Raw genomic sequence first — 17,912 nt, 5'->3', positions numbered from 1 at the left:
TTCAATCTTAACCAGTCTCAAACTCTATAGTTCGATCTTGATTTTTTTCGGTCTTTCGACCAACTCATAAATTGGAATCGACGCGAACATCATCTCTGATATCCACATCTTTTTTACTTCATGAGCGTTTGTTAGCTAATTAAAGCTAAGTTCCGAAGAACTTGGCAATCACCATCAAACGCCCACGCTTATCGGCTGTATATTTTTAAAGAACCCAGGCAACTCTCATCACCTTATCTTGCCTCACTGCGATCAGCGAAGCCTTGCATGACTACGCAGTCTTATTGCTGCGTCAAGTTTTTGAAATTTTTCTTGATCACCAAGTTTGTTTCGCCAACCCCTCGTTGCATTTGCTTGGCTTCTTTCGAAAACCTCACTTGTGTGCAGCGAAGCCCTCGATTATGGCACAGATTTTTCGACCTTGGTGGGTTTTTTGTCTTCGTTGAGCATTTTTTTGCTGGCCCCACCCGGATAATGGGCCTATGGCTTTACTCACTCTATTGAACGCGTCTCTGGCTTTTGGTCATGTCGCACTCCTCGATCACGCAGACTTCTCCCTGGAGACATCTGAGCGCATCGGCTTGATCGGTCGCAACGGCACAGGCAAATCGTCTCTGCTCAAAATTTTGGCCGGGATGGAGCGGCCGGATGACGGCGCGCTGCACATACAACAAGGCGTTCGCATCGCTTACGTCGCGCAAGAACCCGTGTTGGTCCCCGAGCACACCATTTTTGAGTCGGTTCGTGAGGGGCTGGCCGAAGTGGTGCAGTGGATCGACGATTACACGCACAGCCGCGGAGATCTGGACACCCTGCAAGGACTGATCGAATCGCGCGACGGCTGGGGCTGGGAGCAACGCCTGGAGGAAACCCTGCAACGCCTGAAGCTGGACCCGAACGCCATTGTGCAATCGCTGTCTGGCGGTATGCGCAAGCGGGTGGCATTGGCCCAGGCTTTGGTGACCCGTCCTGATGTGCTCTTGTTAGATGAGCCCACCAACCACTTGGACCTGAACGCCATCACCTGGCTGGAGGACCTGCTGATTGACTTCAAAGGCAGCGTGATCGCCATCACACACGACCGGGCGTTTCTGGACCGTATTGCCACGCGCATTGTCGAACTGGACCGGGGCAAGCTGCGCCCCTACCCGGGCAACTACGCCGCTTACCAGGTTCAAAAGGAAGAGCAGCTCGCGCAAGAAGCCGTGATTCAGGCCAAAGCCGACAAGCTGCTCGCCCAAGAGGAGGTGTGGATTCGCAAAGGTGTGGAAGCGCGTCGCACCCGCAGCCAAAGCCGCATCACGCGCCTGCAAAACCTGCGCAGTGAACGCGCTGCCCGCCGTGAAAAGGTCGGCAACGTGAAAATGGAAGTCGCCTCGGGCGTGCCCAGCGGCAAGCTGGTGGCCGAATTGACGGACGTGAGCAAGAGCTTCACCCAGCCGGACGGCTCGGTTCGCACCATCATCCAGAAGTTCACCGGCACTTTGCTGCGTGGCGACAAGATTGGTCTGCTGGGCCCCAACGGCGCGGGAAAGACTACGCTGCTCAAACTGATTCTGGGCGAGCTCGAAGCCGACAGCGGCGAAGTGCGTCGCGGCACCAAGCTGGAAGTGGCCTACTTTGACCAGATGCGCGACGCACTGGACCTGGACGCGACGCTGGAAGACTTCATCAGCCCCGGCAGCGAATGGATCGAGATTGGCAACAAACGCCAGCACGTCAAAAGCTACTTGGGCGACTTTCTGTTCTCGCCCGCACGCGGCACCTCGCCCGTGCGTTCTTTGTCAGGGGGCGAGCGCAACCGACTGTTGCTGGCGCGTTTGTTTGCACGCCCCGCCAACGTGCTGGTGTTGGACGAACCGACCAACGATCTGGACATCGAAACCCTGGAGTTGCTGGAAGAGCTGCTGCAGACTTACGAAGGCACGGTGTTCCTGGTCAGCCACGACCGCGCCTTCATGGACAACGTGGTCACCGGCATCATCGCCTGCGAAAGCGCCCCGGACCAACCTGGTTTCTGGCGCGAATACGAGGGATCGGTGCAGGACTGGCTGGTGCAATCACAACGCGCTCAGGCCATTCGGGCACAGGCTGCTCAGCGAAGTGGCTCAACGCCAGCGGCCACGGTAGCCCCTGACACGACGGCTGCCGCCCCGGCTGCCGCCCCGGCCGCTGCGGCCCGCAGCAAGCTCAGCTACAAAGAGCAGCGCGAGCTGGCCGAGCTGCCCGCCAAAATCGAAGCGCTGGAAAAAGAGCAGGCCTCAGCCCGTGCGCAACTGGCGGACGGCAGCATTTACCAACGCGACCCGGGCTTGGCACAAAAGCTGTTCAAGCGCGATGCCGAAATCGACGATGTGTTGCTGGCGGCCATGGAGCGCTGGGAAATTTTGTCAGCCCGCTGAGCACTGCTGCGCTCACAACAGTTCGGCGCGGGTCTTGGCCAGAGCTCGCCAGAACGGTTCCTGTTGGGTGCTGGCAAAGTTCACCCGCATCAAGGAACCTGGCCTGCGGTCGGCATGGAACAAAGAGCCGGGTGCCAACAGGTACCCGGCATCGTGCATGCGCAGCGCGAGCAGATCGGTGTCCACCCCCACATCCACCCAACCAAACAGGCCCTGAGGCGGTGCCACGAACTGACAACCGTGCGCCAGCGCCAGCTTCACACTGCGACTGCGGGCGGCGTCCAGCAGTTGCGACAAGCGTTCGGTGTGCCGCCGAATCGCGCCTTGCTCCAGGCACAGCGCCAGCGCCTTTTCAAACAGCACCGGGGTGGTGAGCGTGGACAGGAGCTTGGTGTCCAAGAACGCATCTTTCAAGTCGGCTGGCGCGGCCATGTAGCCCACACGCCAACTGGGCGCGAGGATCTTGGCGTAACCGCTGACGTAAATGGTTTTCTGCAAACCGTCGAGCACCGACAAGCGCACCGCATGCGCCGGGGCCATGTGCCCGTAGGTGTCGTCTTCCACCACATGAAAGTTGTAGCGGTGCGCCAAGTTCACCAACTGGTGCGCCACGGGCATGGACAAACCGTAGCCCGTGGGGTTGTGCAAGACCGACACACTGACCATCATCTTGGGCGCGTGCAACTGGGCATAGCGCTCCACCACGTCCAAATCTGGCCCCGTCTCCAGACGCGGCACAGGCAAGATGCGCGCACCCAGGTTTTGCAAGCGGGCAAATTCAATGGCCCAACCCGGCTCTTCCACCATGACGCAGTCGCCCGGGCGCAACAAGGTGCGGCTGATGATGTCCAGCGCATGCGTGGCCCCCACGGTGGTGATGAGCTGGTCTGGCGCGGCGTGCAAACCCATGCTGGCCAGCTTGGACGAGAGGGCTTCGCGCAAACCGGTGTCCCCTTGTGGCTCGCCATAGCGCAAGGACGACTCGCGCAAAGCCGGACTGGTCACCACCTTGCGCAAAGCCGCCGACAAGAAATCGGCATCCAACCAATCCGCAGGAAACACGCCCATGCCCGGTTGCGGCTCGGCGCTGGGCTGGTGGAACATGCCGCGAATCAAGCTTGCGGCATTCACAGGCGGCGGGCTGGGCACAACGCCCCCGGCCGCAATGGGTGAAGGCGGTGTGCGCTGCACCCGGTCGCGCACAAAAAAGCCCCGGTTTGGTCGGGCCTCCACCCAACCCTGCGCCACCAACCAATCGTAGGCAGCCACCACGGTGGAGGCACTCACGCCATGCATTTGGGCGCATTGCCGCACCGAAGGCAAACGCGCCCCCGAGACCCACAACTGGTCACGCATGCGCGTCACAAAGCGCTGCGCGAGCTGCTCGGTCAGGGGTTGGGTGGATTCACGGCTGAGCAAAGACATGGGCGGCATTCAAACAAGTGTGCGGTCAGGCGGGTCAGTACAGTTTTCAAAATGATCTTGCAAACTGTACCGATACTGTACTCATTTCAGCACTACATTCATCACCATGACCGCTTCAGAACTCAGCGCCCTTTTGGTGCTCGCCACCGTGAGCAGCTTCACTCCCGGGCCCAACACCACCTTGTCGACCGCCATGGCCGCCAACCACGGCCTGCGCCAGGCGATGCGCTTTGTGTGCGCGGTGCCAGTGGGCTGGGGCATTTTGTTCGTGCTGTGCGCCACGGGCTTGGGCGGTTTGGTGGTGGCCTTTCCCCCTTTGCGCTGGGGCATCGTGACGCTGGGCACGGGTTATTTGCTGTGGCTGGCCTCGCGTTTGTGGCAGAGCGGCAGCTTGCAGCAGGCCGACAGCGCCAAACTGCAGGTGGGCTTTGTACAAGGCGTGGGCCTGCAGTTCCTCAACATCAAGGCCTGGATGCTGGCCTTGGCCATCGTGGCGGGTTGGGTGGCCGGGCGCGAAGACGCCACGGCCCGCACGCTGGTGCTGCTGCCCATCATGGTGGCCTATGGCTTTTTCAGCAACCTGACCTACGCAGTGGCCGGCTCGATGCTGCGCCACTGGCTGGCGCACGGCCGCCGCTTGCTGATGTTCAACCGCTGCATGTCGGTGGCCCTGGTGGCCACGGTTTTGTGGATTTTGAACGGCTTGCGCCAAAGCGCAGCTTGATGCCCGCATGAACAACACCCCTCAACAGCGTGAGAACCTGGGCCTTTGGCTGGGGCTTCTGGGCGTGTTCATTTTTGGACTCACCTTGCCCATGACGCGCCTGGCCACGGGCACGGTGGATGCACCACAAATGTCGCCCTGGTTTGTCACTTGGGCGCGTGCGGCGCTGGCCGGGGGCTTGTCGCTCGTTTACCTGTTGGCCGTGCGTGCACCGCTTCCCACGCCTTCCCAGCGCGGCCCTTTGCTGCTCTCGCTGTTGGGCAATGTGATCGGTTACCCCTTGCTGTTGGGCTGGGCGCTGCGCCATGTCACGGCCAGCCACGCCGCCGTGATCACCTCTTTGCTGCCATTGGCCACGGCGGCGGCGGCCGCTTGGCTCATGCACCAACGCGCCCGCCTCGGGTTTTGGGTGTTTGCCGCTTTGGGCAGCGCCTTGGTGGCGGTCTACAGCCTGCTGCGAGCATCACAAATGGACAATGGTGTGGCGCAGGGCTTTGGCTTGACCTGGGCCGACACCCTGCTGGTGGGTGCTGTGCTGGCCGCTTCGCTGGGTTATGTGGCCGGGGCCAAAGTCACGGCCAGCTTGGGCGCAGAAAAAGTCATCAGTTGGGTGTGTGTCATGGCCTTGCCCATCACGCTGCCCGGAGCCTGGCTCACCTGGCCCGAACACGCTATTGCGCCAACATCGTGGCTGGCCCTGATTTATGTGGGCGTGTTCTCCATGTGGGCAGGTTTTTTTGCCTGGTTTCGCGGCCTGTCGCTGGGCGGCCCGCTGCGGGTGAGCCAGTTGCAATTGCTGCAACCGTTCATCACCATCTTGGCAGCCATACCTTTGCTGGGAGAATCACTGGATGCCATGACCCTGGGTTTTGCCCTGCTGGTGGTGGCCACCGTTTTTTTGGGGCGACGCATGGCGAACGCCCCAAACCCCCGATAAACACACAACACGGAGCACAACATGAACTGGAAACTGGCCCAACGCGCCGAAAAAATGAACCCCTCGGTGATCCGCGAGATCCTCAAAGTCACCGAAAAACCCGGCATCATCAGCTTTGCGGGTGGCCTGCCCTCGCCGCAGACCTTCCCGATCGATGCCATGCGCGAAGCCAGCGAACGCGTGCTGAGTGATGACGGCAAAGCCGCCTTGCAATACGCCGCCAGCGAAGGCTACGCCCCCTTGCGCGAATGGGTCGCCCAAGACCTGCTCAAGCAAGGCATGAAGGTCAGCCCCGACCAAGTGCTGATCACCACCGGCAGCCAGCAAGGCCTTGACCTGGTGGCCAAGATCCTGATCGATGCGGGCAGCCGTATCTTGGTGGAGACCCCTACTTATCTGGGCGCACTACAAGCCTTCACCCCGATGGAGCCTGTGGCCGTCGGCGTGAGCAGCGACGACCATGGCGTGGATGCCGCCGACCTGCGCGCGAAAGTGGGTACTGGCGCAGACAAAGCTCGCTTTGTGTACCTGCTGCCCAACTTCCAGAACCCCACCGGCCGCACCATGACCGAAGAACGCCGCGCCGCCGTGGCCCAAGTGGCTGTCGAGACTGGCTTGCCGATCATCGAAGACAACCCCTACGGCGACCTCTGGTTTGACGCGCCGCCCGCACCCTCGCTGAGCTCGCGCCATCCCGAAGGCAGCGTTTACTTGGGTTCTTTCTCCAAAATCCTGGCCCCTGGCCTGCGTTTGGGTTATTTGGTCGCGCCCCCAGCGCTCTACCCCAAGCTGCTGCAAGCCAAGCAAGCGGCCGACCTGCACACGCCCAGCTTCAACCAGCGCGTGGTCGCTGAAGTGCTCAAAGACGGCTTCATCGAGCGCCATGTGCCCACCATCCGAGCCCTGTACAAACAGCAGTGTGAAGCCATGCTGGCCGCACTGGACCGCGAAATGGCGGGCCTGGGCCTCACCTGGAACCGCCCGGTGGGCGGCATGTTCCTGTGGGTGCAACTGCCCCAGGGCCTCAAGGCGATTCCTTTGCTGGACAAAGCCGTGGAAAAAGGCGTTGCCTTTGTGCCCGGCTCGGCTTTTTACGCCGAAGGTGCGGACGAAAGCACCCTGCGCCTGTCCTTCGTGACCGCCACGGTGGACCAAATCAACACCGGCATGAGCGCATTGGCGGCAGCGATCCGCGAGTCGCTCTGATCAACCTGCCTCTGGACACCGCCATGAAAACCCGCGCATTCCAACAAGTCGACGTCTTCACCGACACGGCCTTTCTGGGCAACCCGCTGGCCGTGGTGCTGGACGGCGATGGCCTGTCTGACGCGCAAATGCAGGCCTTTGCCCGCTGGACGCAGCTGAGCGAAACCACCTTTGTGCTGCCGCCCACGCCTGAAGGGGCTGCGGGCGGGGCCGATTACCGGGTACGCATCTTCACTCCCGGCGCTGAGCTGCCGTTTGCGGGCCACCCGACACTGGGCACGGCCCACGCTTGGCTTCAAGCCGGTGGCCAGCCCCGGCAAAGTGGCCAACTTGTGCAGGAATGTGGTGTGGGTTTGGTGAGCTTGAAATCGGTTGATGGCCGCTGGGCTTTTGCCGCCCCGCCTTTGCAGCGCCAGACCCCAGCGCCAGCCCTGCTTGCCGAGGTGCTGGTGGCGCTGGGCCTGCACGCCAACGAGGTGCTGGCCGCACAAGACTTGAACAATGGCCCGCACTGGCTGGGCATTTTGATCGACTCGGTGGACAGCCTGCTATCGCTGGAACCTGACCACGCAGCACTCAAACGCCTGAACACCAAGGTTGGTGTAGCAGCCAAAAGACAGGTCAGCGCAGGCAGTCTGATCCGCCGCGCCAACCGCGAGGCTCGCGCCTTTGCGCCGTCCACCCGCATGGCCAACGACCCCACCGATCTGGAAGTGCGCGCTTTTGCCGCTCCAGTGGGCATCGCCGAAGACCCGGTCACCGGCAGCCTCAATGCGTCGCTGGCCCAATGGCTGATGGCCGAAGGCCACATGCCCACCCGCTACAGCGCCCGCCAGGGCACCGCGCTGGGCCGCGCAGGTCAGGTGTTTTTGTCACAAGACGAAAGCGGCCAAGTCTGGGTAGGCGGCGATGTGGTGGGCTGCATCCAAGGCCTGGTCACGCTCTGATGGGCACTTGATGTCACTTGACCCTGAAAAGACCATGACCGACCTGCCCACGCTTTCACAGATCGAAGCCGCTGCCAAAACCGTTTACGCGGCCTTTGGCCCCACGCCGCAATACCGCTGGGCCACGCTCAGTCAACGGCTGGGCACCGACTGCTGGGTCAAGCACGAGAACCACACACCAGTCGGGGCGTTCAAGGTCCGGGGTGGGTTGACGTATTTCGAGCACCTGCGCAGCACCCAGCGTTTGCCGCAAGAAGTCATCAGCGCCACCCGGGGCAACCACGGCCAAAGCATTGCCTATGCCGCAGCGCGGCACGGTGTCGCGTGCACCATCGTGGTCCCGCGCGGCAACTCCATCGAAAAAAACACCGCCATGCGGGCCTTGGGCGCTCATTTGCTGGAGCATGGTGACGACTTCCAGGACGCCCGCGAGCACGCCCAAGCCCTCGCCACAGAACGCGGGGCCCACATGGTTCCCAGCTACCACCCGGCTCTGGTTGTCGGCGTGGCGACCGCATGGGTCGAATTTTTGCGGGCCGTCCCGGCACTCGACGTGCTGTATGTGCCGATTGGACTGGGCTCTGGGGCCTGCGCCGCCTTGGCGGCCAAACAGGCCTTGGGGCACGCCGTCAAGGTCGTCGGCGTCGTGAGTGCCCACGCCACCACCTACGCCGACTCGATGGCGGCCGGTTGCGTGGTGGAAGCACCGGTCAGCACCACGCTGGCCGATGGCATGGCCGTGCGCCGCGCCGACCCGCAGGCCCTGGCCATCCTGCAAGCAGGGCTGGACCGTGTGGTTCAGGTCAACGACGCGCAAGTCGCACAGGCCATGCGCGACCTGTACACCGACACGCACAACCTGGCCGAAGGCGCGGGTGCCGCCAGCTTTGCCGCCGCTTGGGCAGACAAAGACCAGCTCAAGGGCTTGCAGGTCGGCACCACACTGTGCGGCGGGAATGTGGACAGCGACATATTCTCCAGCGTGTTGAACAAGCACTTCTGAGACCCGCGGTAGACCTGCAGTCGACCCACGGCGACGCCAATCGATGGCCGTCGCTCGTGGGACAAAGCCTTCAGACCTCCCCGCACAGAATCCCCGGTCATGGGAACACTTTACTTAGTCCGCCACGGACAAGCCTCGTTCGGGGCCGACGACTACGACCAACTCAGCCCACTGGGCCGCCAGCAGGCCGTGCGCCTGGGTGAATACCTGCGGCCCAAACTGCAGGACAAGTCCCTCGAAGCAGTGCTCATGGGCAGCTTGAAGCGCCACCGCCAAACCTGGGAAGGCATTGCCGAAGGCGCGGGCCTGCCGCACACCCCGGCCGTTTGGCCGGGTCTGAACGAATACGACAGCCACGCGCTGATCGAGTCCATCCACCCCGAGCCACTGGCCAAACCCGACACGCCCGAGCTGTACCGCCACCACTTTCGCCTGTTGCGCGACGCCCTGCAGGCCTGGATGGCCGGACGCACCCAGCCGCGTGACATGCCCAGCTATGCAGACTTTGTAGGCGGCATCGAAGCCGCGCTCGACCATGTGCGGCAGTCACACACAGGAGACGTGATGATCGTCTCCAGCGGCGGCCCCATCTCGACTGCAGTGGGCCGCGTGCTGGGCACCCCGCCCGAAACCACCATCGAGCTGAACCTGCGCATCCGCAACACGGCGCTGACCGAGTTCGTCTTCACCCCCAAGCGGCACATGCTGCTGACTTACAACACCTTGCCGCACCTGGACAGCGACGGACACAAAGACTGGGTCACCTTTGCCTGAATCGGTGAATTTCCATACAAAAATTGGGTGTAATCCCTAGGAAAAACCTTGCAACTGCAAGGGCAAAATAGGCAACATGAATTGTTCGACTGCCTGGCTTGCCCTTCATACCTTGGAAGGCGGCATTGAGCTCACCCGCACTCCCGCCGATCAGGCCGATCGCCTGGCGGTGCAACTGAGCTCGGACCTTCGGGAATGGGGCCTGGAGTCGGCGGTTCAGACCCTGGGTTTGCCCCTTGAAGATGGCACAGTGGCACTCATGGTCAGCTTGCGGCCCGAATTCCAGCAAACCCACATGCCCAGGCACAACAGCCTGAACCTTTGCAGCACCCTAGGGGCCTGTCAAGAAGCCAAGCCCGTCGATGAAGCCTGGGCCTTGGAGCGCGAAATCTGGGTGGCCCTGCTGGGCTCGCCCCACCGCTTCGTATTCCGTGATCTGGAAGCGCTGAAGTCGCATATCCGGGTGCGGCGCAACATGGCCCTGGCCGCACGATTGACCGCGCTGGCCTTCAAAACCGAAGCGGCCGAGCGCCCCGAAGCCGATTGGCACTACGAAGAAGATCCCGGCTTTATCCTCAAGCCGGGCCGCCCCTTGATCAACGCCCTGATTGCCGCCACGCAACCCGAGGCCACCGGCAAGCTCTACGACTTCTCGTGCTACCGCGCCACCGAATACGTGATCTTGCTGGGCATTGCGCAAGAATTGCAGGCGCACCACCCCGCTTTGCTGGCCGAGTTGCAGCAACTCAACGAACGCCACGCGGTGCGCTCGGGCCAGTTCCATGAGGTGTTTCTGATTGAGTACGGCAGCATGGAAACCCCTTTGCCCGCCCATTTTTATGTGCCGGGCGACCGACTGTGGTTTCGCAACCCGGACGAGCGCTCCTCCGACGTGACCGGCTACGAAGGCTCATGGGTCATGTACATGGGCGGCGGCCTGTTCAGCAACTTCTGGAAGCGCGACGCGCCTTTCACCCTCGAGTCCAAAGCCATTGAAATCTTCCATTGGAAAGACGGCGTCTACACCGACGCCCAAGGCGAGCTGCAGATGGACGAAACGGTGGTGGAACGCTTGGTGGCGCAAACCCAGGCCGACCCGCAAGCCAGGGCCCGCGTACTGGACCGCATGCTGCGCATGCGCGACCCCAAAGGTGTTTATGCAGAAGGCGGCTGCATCGACACGACCCGTGAATACCCCAAAAGCGTGAGCCGCGAACACTGCGACCTGGTGCTGCCCAGCTTTTGAAGATGGGGCCGCGTGGGCTCAGCCCACCTGGTCGGTGAGCGTGTCGGGCGGCAAACGGTCTATTTCACCCAACAACTGCGCCAGCGCCCGGCCCGAAGCATCCAGCAAAGCTTGGCCTTTTTCGGCGGTGGCAGCTGAAGCATTCCCAGCTGCACCGTGGCGGTTGTAGTCCTGCATTTGCCAGCCCAGCTTGGCGCTTTTGCCGTTGCCCAATATGTCGAACCGCTCGGCGCGGTCTTGCGAAGTGGAGCGGAAGTTTTGCGCCAAATCCATGCGCACGCGCTCAGGGCGCAGCGCCAGCATCATCGAGGTTTCGGTGTCGCCCGCGTGCACACCAAAGCGGTGCTCTTCGGGGGGGAACAGGGCGTTCACATCCCCGCCTTCTGCGTCGCGCAGTGGCAAATTGAACCAACTCACGCTGTAGACCAGCATGCCCAGCCGGGCCCTCAAATCCCGCGCCACGATGTCCATCACACTGACTTGGCCGCCATGGGCATTGAGCAAGACCAGCTTTTTCACACCACTGGCCGCCACCGACTCGCCGATGTCGGTCCACAGGCGGATCACGGTTTCGGCCTTGAGCGTCAAAGTGCCCGCAAAACGCGCGTGCTCAGGGCTCAGGCCCACTGTTTGGGTGGGCAAAAACAAAGCGGGCAAGTCAGAAGGCAATTGCGGCAGGCAAGCGGCCACCACGCCGTTGACCAAATCGGTGTCGACCGAGAGCGGCAGGTGCGGGCCATGCTGCTCGGTCGCCGCCACGGGCAAGATGGCGATGGCCCGATCGATGGCCCGGCCTGGCGTCAAGGCCTGAAAATCGAGGGTGGTCCAGTCGGCCCAAAAACGCGAAGGGTTTTGCATGTGGGGCATCTTAATGGAGCCCGGGCGTGTACAGTGCCTTTCGAATTGTGATGAAGAGCCCCCCGCACGAGGCGTTGGGGGTCAGAAAGAAGGATTGGCGTGAAAGTTTCGGTGTTCTCGCGTGGCTGGGCCACTGTTCAAAGCTGGGGGGTGGGTCTGGTGGGACTGGGGCTGAGCACCCTTTTGTGGGCTCCGCTGCCCGGCCATGCACAAACCGGCCCCTTGTTTTCGTCCAAGTCCGTAACGGCCAGCACCCCGGGCACGGCCGCCTTGCTCGGCGGTAACAGTCATGTGGTCAAGACCGACCAAGTACGGGCCGAATTGCGGGTGCACGCCCCCGAGGGCATTCGCGCCGGGCAAACGTTTTGGTTGGGCCTGCAGATCGAGCATCAGCCGCACTGGCACACCTATTGGCAAAACCCCGGCGACTCGGGCTTGCCCACGCGGCTGCAGTGGCAGCTGCCTGCGGGTTTGCAAGCGGGTGAGATGGCCTGGCCGCTGCCCAAAAAAATCCCCATCGGCACCTTGGCCAACTACGGCTACGAAGGCCGTTTGCTGCTGACCGTGCCCGTGACGGTAGGGGCCGACTTTCGCTTCCCGGACAGTGGACCCCTGACCCTGGGCTTGCAGGCCGAATGGCTGGTCTGCCGCCAGGAATGCATCCCGCAAGAAGGCCGTTTCAGCTTGCAGCTGAGCTCTGCCGCGCCACAAAAACCCGATGCGGCCGGGTTTGAAACAGCCCAAAAACTCAGCCCCCAAGCCCTGCCTCAGCTGCAACAAGGCGGCACCTGGATCACAGGTGGCCAAGCCACTTTGTCCGCTGACGCCAAACAAATCAGTCTGCGCGTGCACGGCCTGCCTGTGGGCTGGCGCGGCCAGACCTTGAGCGCCTTCCCGGTCACCCCCAACGTGGTGCACAACGCGGCCGTGCAGGGCAAAGACTGGACACAAAGCTGGCAAGGCGCGGTTTGGAGCGCCCAGATTCCGGTGTCTGAAGAACGTGGCGACAGCCCGACATCGATGCGCTGGGTGATCGCGGTGGGGCCCGAGTCTGCCCCCAAAGCCCCAGCTTTTGACATCGAAACACCCGTGCAGGGCACTTGGCCCGCGCTGGCCCAAGCCGCGCCCGCTGAGATTTCGCCCGCCTTAGCCAAAGCACTGGCCGACAACGCCAACGCCAACGCCACACAAAAACCAGCGGCCTCCAGCACCACCGCTCTGGGCCTGACGCTGGCCGTTTTGGGGGCCTTGGTCGGCGGGTTCTTGCTCAACCTCATGCCCTGCGTGTTTCCCGTGCTGGCCATCAAAGTCATGGGTTTTGCGCAAGCCGACACCTCGCAAGCCCAACACCGCGCAGCAGGCATGGCCTACACCGTGGGTGTGGTGCTGTCCTTCATGCTGCTGGGCGGCCTGATGCTGGCCTTGCGGGCTGCAGGCGAACAATTGGGCTGGGGCTTTCAACTGCAGTCGCCCCCGGTGGTGGCGGGCCTGGCGCTCTTGTTCACCCTGCTGGGCCTGAACCTAGCGGGCGTTTTCGAGTTTGGGCAGATGCTGCCCAGCAGCCTGGCCACGCTGCAAAGCCGCCACCCGACGGTGAATGCCGGTTTGTCGGGCATGTTGGCCGTGGCGGTGGCCTCGCCCTGCACCGCGCCCTTCATGGGGGCCTCTTTGGGCCTGGCGATTGCGCTGCCCGTGTGGCAAGCCCTGCTGGTGTTTGCCGCCATGGGCGTGGGCATGGCTTTGCCGTACCTCGCAGCCAGTTGGTGGCCGGGCATGGCCCGCGCTCTGCCGCGCCCCGGGGCCTGGATGGAAACTTTCCGCCAAGCCATGGCTTTTCCGATGTTTGCCACCGTCATTTGGCTGCTCTGGGTGCTGGGTCAACAAACCGGCATCGACGGGGCGAGCAGCCTGCTGGCCTTGTTGCTCACGGTCGCTTGGCTGGTGTGGGCCATGGGCTTGAGCGGCCGCACGCGTTGGGTTTTGAGTGGTCTGGCCGTGGCCGCCTTGCTGTGGCTGGGCAGCAGTTGGTTGCCACTGGCTTTGCGTGAAACGCCTGCTGAGCCACTTGCCAGCAACACCAGCGCGAGCCAAGCTGCACCCGGAGCCATGCCCCGCGCCAACGCTTCCACTTGGCAGCCTTGGTCCGAAGCGGCCGTGCAAGCCCAGCTGGCGGCAGGCCGCCCAGTGTTTGTGGATTTCACCGCCGCCTGGTGCGTGACCTGCCAATACAACAAAAAAACCACGCTGACCGATGGCCGCGTACTGGCCGACTTTGCGGAACGGCAAGTGGTGCTGATGCGGGCCGACTGGACGCGGCGCGACCCGGCCATCACGCAAGCCTTGATAGCACTGGGTCGCAGCGGCGTGCCGGTCTATGCGCTGTACGCCCCCGGCCGTGCGCCCGTGCTCTTGTCGGAGCTGCCCAGCGTGGCCGAGGTTCAGGCAGCCCTGTCTGCGCTTTGAAACGGGAGAATTTTTCTCCTCACACCCTTGGTGGCACTTGCACAGATCCCATGTCGGGGCTAAAGCCACCGACCTACGAGAAAACCAGCGCCTCCCCTGCAGGTCGACAGTTTCAGCGCCGACATTGATGGCGCAACCACGACCCTATATCGGCTCTGTTGCCACCGACCTTCAACATCTTGGACCCTTGAAGACTTCACAAGGCCGGAACCCGATCAAGCACCGTGTGGTCCGCGCCAGCAGGTCACCTCAGGCACCAGGCAGCCCTTCACTGGCTGCGACAATCAGTGCATGAGCTCATTCGCCCCCCTGCAAAACGACACCTTCCTTCGCGCTTGCCTGCGCCAGGCCACCGACCACACCCCCGTCTGGCTCATGCGCCAAGCCGGCCGCTATTTGCCCGAGTACTGCGCCACCCGCGCCAAGGCCGGCAGCTTCATGGGCCTGGCCACCAACGTCGACTACGCCACCGAAGTCACGCTCCAGCCACTCGATCGTTACCCGCTCGATGCCTCCATCTTGTTCAGCGACATCCTCACCGTGCCCGACGCCATGGGCCTGGGCCTGTCCTTTGCCCAGGGCGAAGGCCCGCGCTTTGCCAAGAATGTGCGCAACGAAGCGGCCGTGGCCGAGTTGGCCGTGCCCGACATGAACAAGCTGCGCTACGTGTTTGACGCGGTCACATCCATTCGCAAAGCGCTCAACGGCCGCGTGCCACTGATCGGTTTTTCCGGCAGCCCCTGGACGCTGGCTTGCTACATGGTCGAGGGCGCAGGCTCTGACGACTACCGCCATGTGAAGACCCTGATGTACAGCCGCCCGGATTTGATGCACCGCATTCTGGAAATCAACGCCGATGCGGTGGCCCTGTACCTGAACACCCAAATCGAAGCCGGTGCGCAAGCGGCCATGATTTTTGACAGCTGGGGCGGCGTGTTGGCCGATGGCGCTTTCCAGCAATTCAGCCTGGCCTACACGGCCCGCGTGCTGAGCCAATTGAAGACCGAGCACAACGGCCAGCGCATCCCCAGCATCGTCTTCACCAAAGGCGGCGGCTTGTGGTTGCCCGAGATGGCGGGCCTGAACTGCGACGTGCTGGGCCTGGACTGGACCATGAACCTGGGCCGTGCCCGTGCCTTGGTGGGCGGCGAAGTCGGTGGCCCCGGCAAAGCGCTGCAAGGCAACATCGACCCCAACATCTTGTTTGCGCCCCCCGCGCAGATCGCCACCGAGGTGCACCGCGTGCTGGACAGCTTTGGCACGCCGCACACCGACACCACCCAAACCGGCCCCACCCACATCTTCAACCTGGGCCACGGCATCAGCCAGTACACCCCGCCCGAGCATGTGACGGCGCTGGTGGAGGCGGTGCACAGCCATTCGCGGAAATTGCGGCAGCGTTGAACGCTGGGCCTTGGAAAAAAATTACCACAGAAAAGTCGGTTGTTCTGGCTTTTTTGTGAAAAAAAGAAGATCCATCGCCTTGACTTATGCACAAAATATGACTTTGTGAGTTGATCATCTTTCAATTTTCATGACCTCTTGCGCAACAGACCATAAATTCGTAAGTTATTGATTTTATTGATGAAATTTAAAATGCCCACGGGGTGAGCAATCTGTTGAAAGCCTTGATTTTTAAGGGTTTCAGGGGGTTCATGACAAGTTTTCAACAAAGTTATCCACAGATTTTCTGGAGCATCCTCAAAGCACTTTGAAATCAAGCACTTAGCCTCGTTTTCGAGACTTTTCTTAACCATCAAAATTTTCAAATTCATTCAAACCTCAGGATTCCAAGTGCCTGCTTCTTTCTGGATCGACACGGCCGTTCAAACACCCGCCCACAGCCAGATCGGCGGATTGCTGAGCTATCGGTGCACCCAAGCCGTTCAACCAGGACAGCTGGTGCGGGTTCCTTTGGGGCAACGCAACGTGCTTGGCGTGGTTTGGAAAGTCCATGCCTCACCCCCTGAAGGCATGGCATCGTCGGCCATTCGCGAGGTCATCAGCGTGCTCGATGGCTTGCCGCCCCTCGACGAACCCTGGCGTCAATTGGTGCAGTTTTCAGCCCAGTACTACCAACGGTCTTTGGGCGAAGTGGCCCTGTCGGCCCTGCCCCCACAGTTGCGTGACCTGACACCCGAACAATTGGCGCGTCGTCTGAAAAAGCAAGTCACCGAACGCTCCGTGCAAACGGCCCCCAGCCCCAGCCTGTCGACCGAACAAACCGCGGTGCTGGACCAAATGGCTTTGGGCAAAGGTCCTTTTTTGCTGTTTGGCAGCACCGGCAGCGGCAAGACCGAAGTGTATTTACAGACCGTGCAAGGCATGCTGGCAGCCGACCCACAGGCCCAGGCTCTGCTGATGGTGCCCGAGATCAACCTCACCCCACAACTTGAAGAACGGGTGCAAGCCCGCTTTGGGGCGCAGGCGGTGGTGTCCATGCACAGTGGCATGACACCCGCCCAGCGCCTCAAAGCCTGGTTGGCCGCACACGCGGGCCACGCCCGCATCGTGCTGGGCACACGCATGGCCATTTTTGCGTCCATACCGCGCCTGAAACTCATTGTGGTCGACGAAGAACACGACCCCAGCTACAAACAGCAAGAAGGCGCACGCTACTCGGCCCGCGACTTGGCGGTGTACCGGGGCAGGCTGCAAAACGCCACCGTGCTGCTGGCCTCGGCCACCCCCTCGCTCGAAAGCTGGCACCTCAGCCGCCCGGCCACGCAGGACGATCCAGGCGGCCGTTACCAGCGCCTGCTGATGCCCTCCCGAATAGGCACAGGCGTGTTGCCCAAAGTACGCCGGGTCGACATGAACAAACAGCCCCGCCGAACCGTGTTGTCAGCCCCGTTGGTGGCGGCCATCCAAGAGCGGGTCGAGCGCGGTGAGCAATGCATGCTGCTGCTCAACCGCAGGGGTTATGCGCCCGTGCTGCACTGCGCCGACTGCGGCTGGAAAAGCGAGTGCAAGCACTGCAGCGCTTTTCGGGTGTTCCACAAAATCGACCGCACCCTGCGCTGCCACCACTGCGGCCTGACAGAACGCGTGCCCCGGGCCTGCCCCGAGTGCGGCAATGCCGACATCGCGCCCATTGGCCGAGGCACCGAACAACTCGAAGAACACTTGGGGCAATTGCTGGCGCACGTCTTGCGCCCCGACGGCAGCCCCGTGCGCATCGCCCGCATTGACGCCGACAGCACGCGCCTCAAAGGTGCCCTGGAAAGTCAGCTGGCCCAGGTGCATTCGGGTCAAGTCGATGTGTTGGTGGGCACACAAATGATCGCCAAAGGGCACGACTTTCGGCACATCACCTTGGTGGCGGCCGTCAACCCCGACACGGCGCTGTTTTCGAGCGACTTTCGGGCACCCGAGCGCTTGTTTGCGCTGCTCATGCAGGCGGCAGGTCGCGCCGGTCGCAACGCCGCTCAAAGCGCCAGCAGTGAAATGTGGGTGCAGACCTTTCACCCCACACACCCGCTGTTTGAGGCCCTTAAAAAACACGACTACCCTGCCTTTGCGGCCAGCGAACTGACCGAACGCACCGCCGCGGACCTGCCCCCCATCAGCCACCAAGCCCTGCTGCGTGCCGACGCCCGCACTCAAGAGGTCGCTCAGGCTCTGCTCAACGCAGCCCGCGAGACACTGCAATCACAGCTGAACGCCGACCCCGCCACAGCCGACTTGGTGCAGCAAGTGAGCATTTATCCCGCAGTGCCCATGAGCATGCAACGCGTGGCCGATGTCGAACGCGCCCAAATGCTGCTGGAAAGCCCCAACCGCATGGCCCTGCAAAAAATGCTTTGGCACCTGCACGGCGTGCTGCATCAAGTGCGAAGCCAGCCCGAACACAAAGGCGTGATCCGCTGGCTGGTGGATGTGGACCCGCAGTCCATATGAAGGAAAAGGCCGCACGATGCTCGCTTC

13 protein-coding genes are annotated in these 17,912 nt (G+C 62.2%); 11 read left to right on the top strand and 2 right to left on the bottom strand.

The features are described from left to right. Nucleotides 1-482 precede the first annotated feature (482 nt). The gene (locus tag AMM41_RS20555; RefSeq protein ID WP_089963671.1) at nt 483-2,402 is read left to right on the top strand and encodes an ATP-binding cassette domain-containing protein; all 1,920 of its coding nucleotides are present in this window, start codon (nt 483-485) and stop codon (nt 2,400-2,402) included. 12 nt (nt 2,403-2,414) lie between these two features. On the opposite strand, the gene AMM41_RS20550 is transcribed toward AMM41_RS20555, so the two are convergent. Further along, the gene (locus AMM41_RS20550; RefSeq protein ID WP_194944909.1) at nt 2,415-3,821 is read right to left on the bottom strand and encodes an aminotransferase-like domain-containing protein; all 1,407 of its coding nucleotides are present in this window, start codon (nt 3,819-3,821) and stop codon (nt 2,415-2,417) included. A gap of 112 nt (nt 3,822-3,933) precedes the next feature. Between AMM41_RS20550 and AMM41_RS20545 the strand changes: the two genes are divergently transcribed. From AMM41_RS20545 to AMM41_RS20515, 7 genes are all read left to right on the top strand, one after another. After that, nucleotides 3,934-4,551: a LysE family translocator gene (locus AMM41_RS20545; RefSeq protein ID WP_089963668.1), complete on the top strand. Its 618-nt coding sequence runs from the start codon at nt 3,934-3,936 to the stop codon at nt 4,549-4,551. Nucleotides 4,552-4,558: 7 nt separating this feature from the next. After that, complete coding sequence (locus AMM41_RS20540) at nt 4,559-5,488, top strand: DMT family transporter (protein ID WP_089963666.1); 930 nt, start codon at nt 4,559-4,561, stop codon at nt 5,486-5,488. A 21-nt stretch (nt 5,489-5,509) separates the two neighbouring features. Next, on the top strand, nt 5,510-6,694 hold the full coding sequence (locus tag AMM41_RS20535) for an aminotransferase-like domain-containing protein (protein ID WP_089963664.1): 1,185 nt from the start codon (nt 5,510-5,512) through the stop codon (nt 6,692-6,694). A 23-nt stretch (nt 6,695-6,717) separates the two neighbouring features. Further along, on the top strand, nt 6,718-7,641 hold the full coding sequence (locus AMM41_RS20530) for a PhzF family phenazine biosynthesis protein (protein WP_089963661.1): 924 nt from the start codon (nt 6,718-6,720) through the stop codon (nt 7,639-7,641). Between the two features lie 34 nt (nt 7,642-7,675). Continuing rightward, nucleotides 7,676-8,644: a threonine dehydratase gene (locus tag AMM41_RS20525; protein WP_089963660.1), complete on the top strand. Its 969-nt coding sequence runs from the start codon at nt 7,676-7,678 to the stop codon at nt 8,642-8,644. A 99-nt stretch (nt 8,645-8,743) separates the two neighbouring features. Beyond that, nucleotides 8,744-9,418 carry a histidine phosphatase family protein gene (locus AMM41_RS20520; RefSeq protein ID WP_089963658.1) on the top strand — a complete coding sequence of 225 codons (675 nt, stop codon included), beginning with the start codon at nt 8,744-8,746 and terminating at the stop codon, nt 9,416-9,418. Between the two features lie 76 nt (nt 9,419-9,494). Continuing rightward, complete coding sequence (locus tag AMM41_RS20515; RefSeq protein ID WP_089963656.1) at nt 9,495-10,664, top strand: hypothetical protein; 1,170 nt, start codon at nt 9,495-9,497, stop codon at nt 10,662-10,664. An 18-nt stretch (nt 10,665-10,682) separates the two neighbouring features. Here the strand turns inward: AMM41_RS20515 and AMM41_RS20510 are convergent, their stop codons facing one another. Beyond that, nucleotides 10,683-11,522: a creatininase family protein gene (locus AMM41_RS20510; RefSeq protein ID WP_089963680.1), complete on the bottom strand. Its 840-nt coding sequence runs from the start codon at nt 11,520-11,522 to the stop codon at nt 10,683-10,685. 99 nt (nt 11,523-11,621) lie between these two features. Between AMM41_RS20510 and AMM41_RS20505 the strand changes: the two genes are divergently transcribed. The 3 genes from AMM41_RS20505 (at nt 11,622) to priA (ending at nt 17,885) form a co-directional block, all read left to right on the top strand. Continuing rightward, nucleotides 11,622-13,985 carry a protein-disulfide reductase DsbD family protein gene (locus AMM41_RS20505; protein ID WP_228769383.1) on the top strand — a complete coding sequence of 788 codons (2,364 nt, stop codon included), beginning with the start codon at nt 11,622-11,624 and terminating at the stop codon, nt 13,983-13,985. A gap of 291 nt (nt 13,986-14,276) precedes the next feature. After that, nucleotides 14,277-15,389: a uroporphyrinogen decarboxylase gene (hemE, locus tag AMM41_RS20500; RefSeq protein ID WP_089963654.1), complete on the top strand. Its 1,113-nt coding sequence runs from the start codon at nt 14,277-14,279 to the stop codon at nt 15,387-15,389. 390 nt (nt 15,390-15,779) lie between these two features. Next, nucleotides 15,780-17,885 carry a replication restart helicase PriA gene (gene priA, locus AMM41_RS20490; protein ID WP_089963651.1) on the top strand — a complete coding sequence of 702 codons (2,106 nt, stop codon included), beginning with the start codon at nt 15,780-15,782 and terminating at the stop codon, nt 17,883-17,885. Nucleotides 17,886-17,912 lie beyond the last annotated feature (27 nt).

The sequence above is a fragment of the Limnohabitans sp. 2KL-3 genome (assembly GCF_001269405.1).
Lineage (GTDB): Bacteria > Pseudomonadota > Gammaproteobacteria > Burkholderiales > Burkholderiaceae_C > Limnohabitans_A.
The sequence above is the reverse complement of the archived record's forward strand: the minus strand, read 5'-3'. Positions and strand labels throughout refer to the sequence as shown.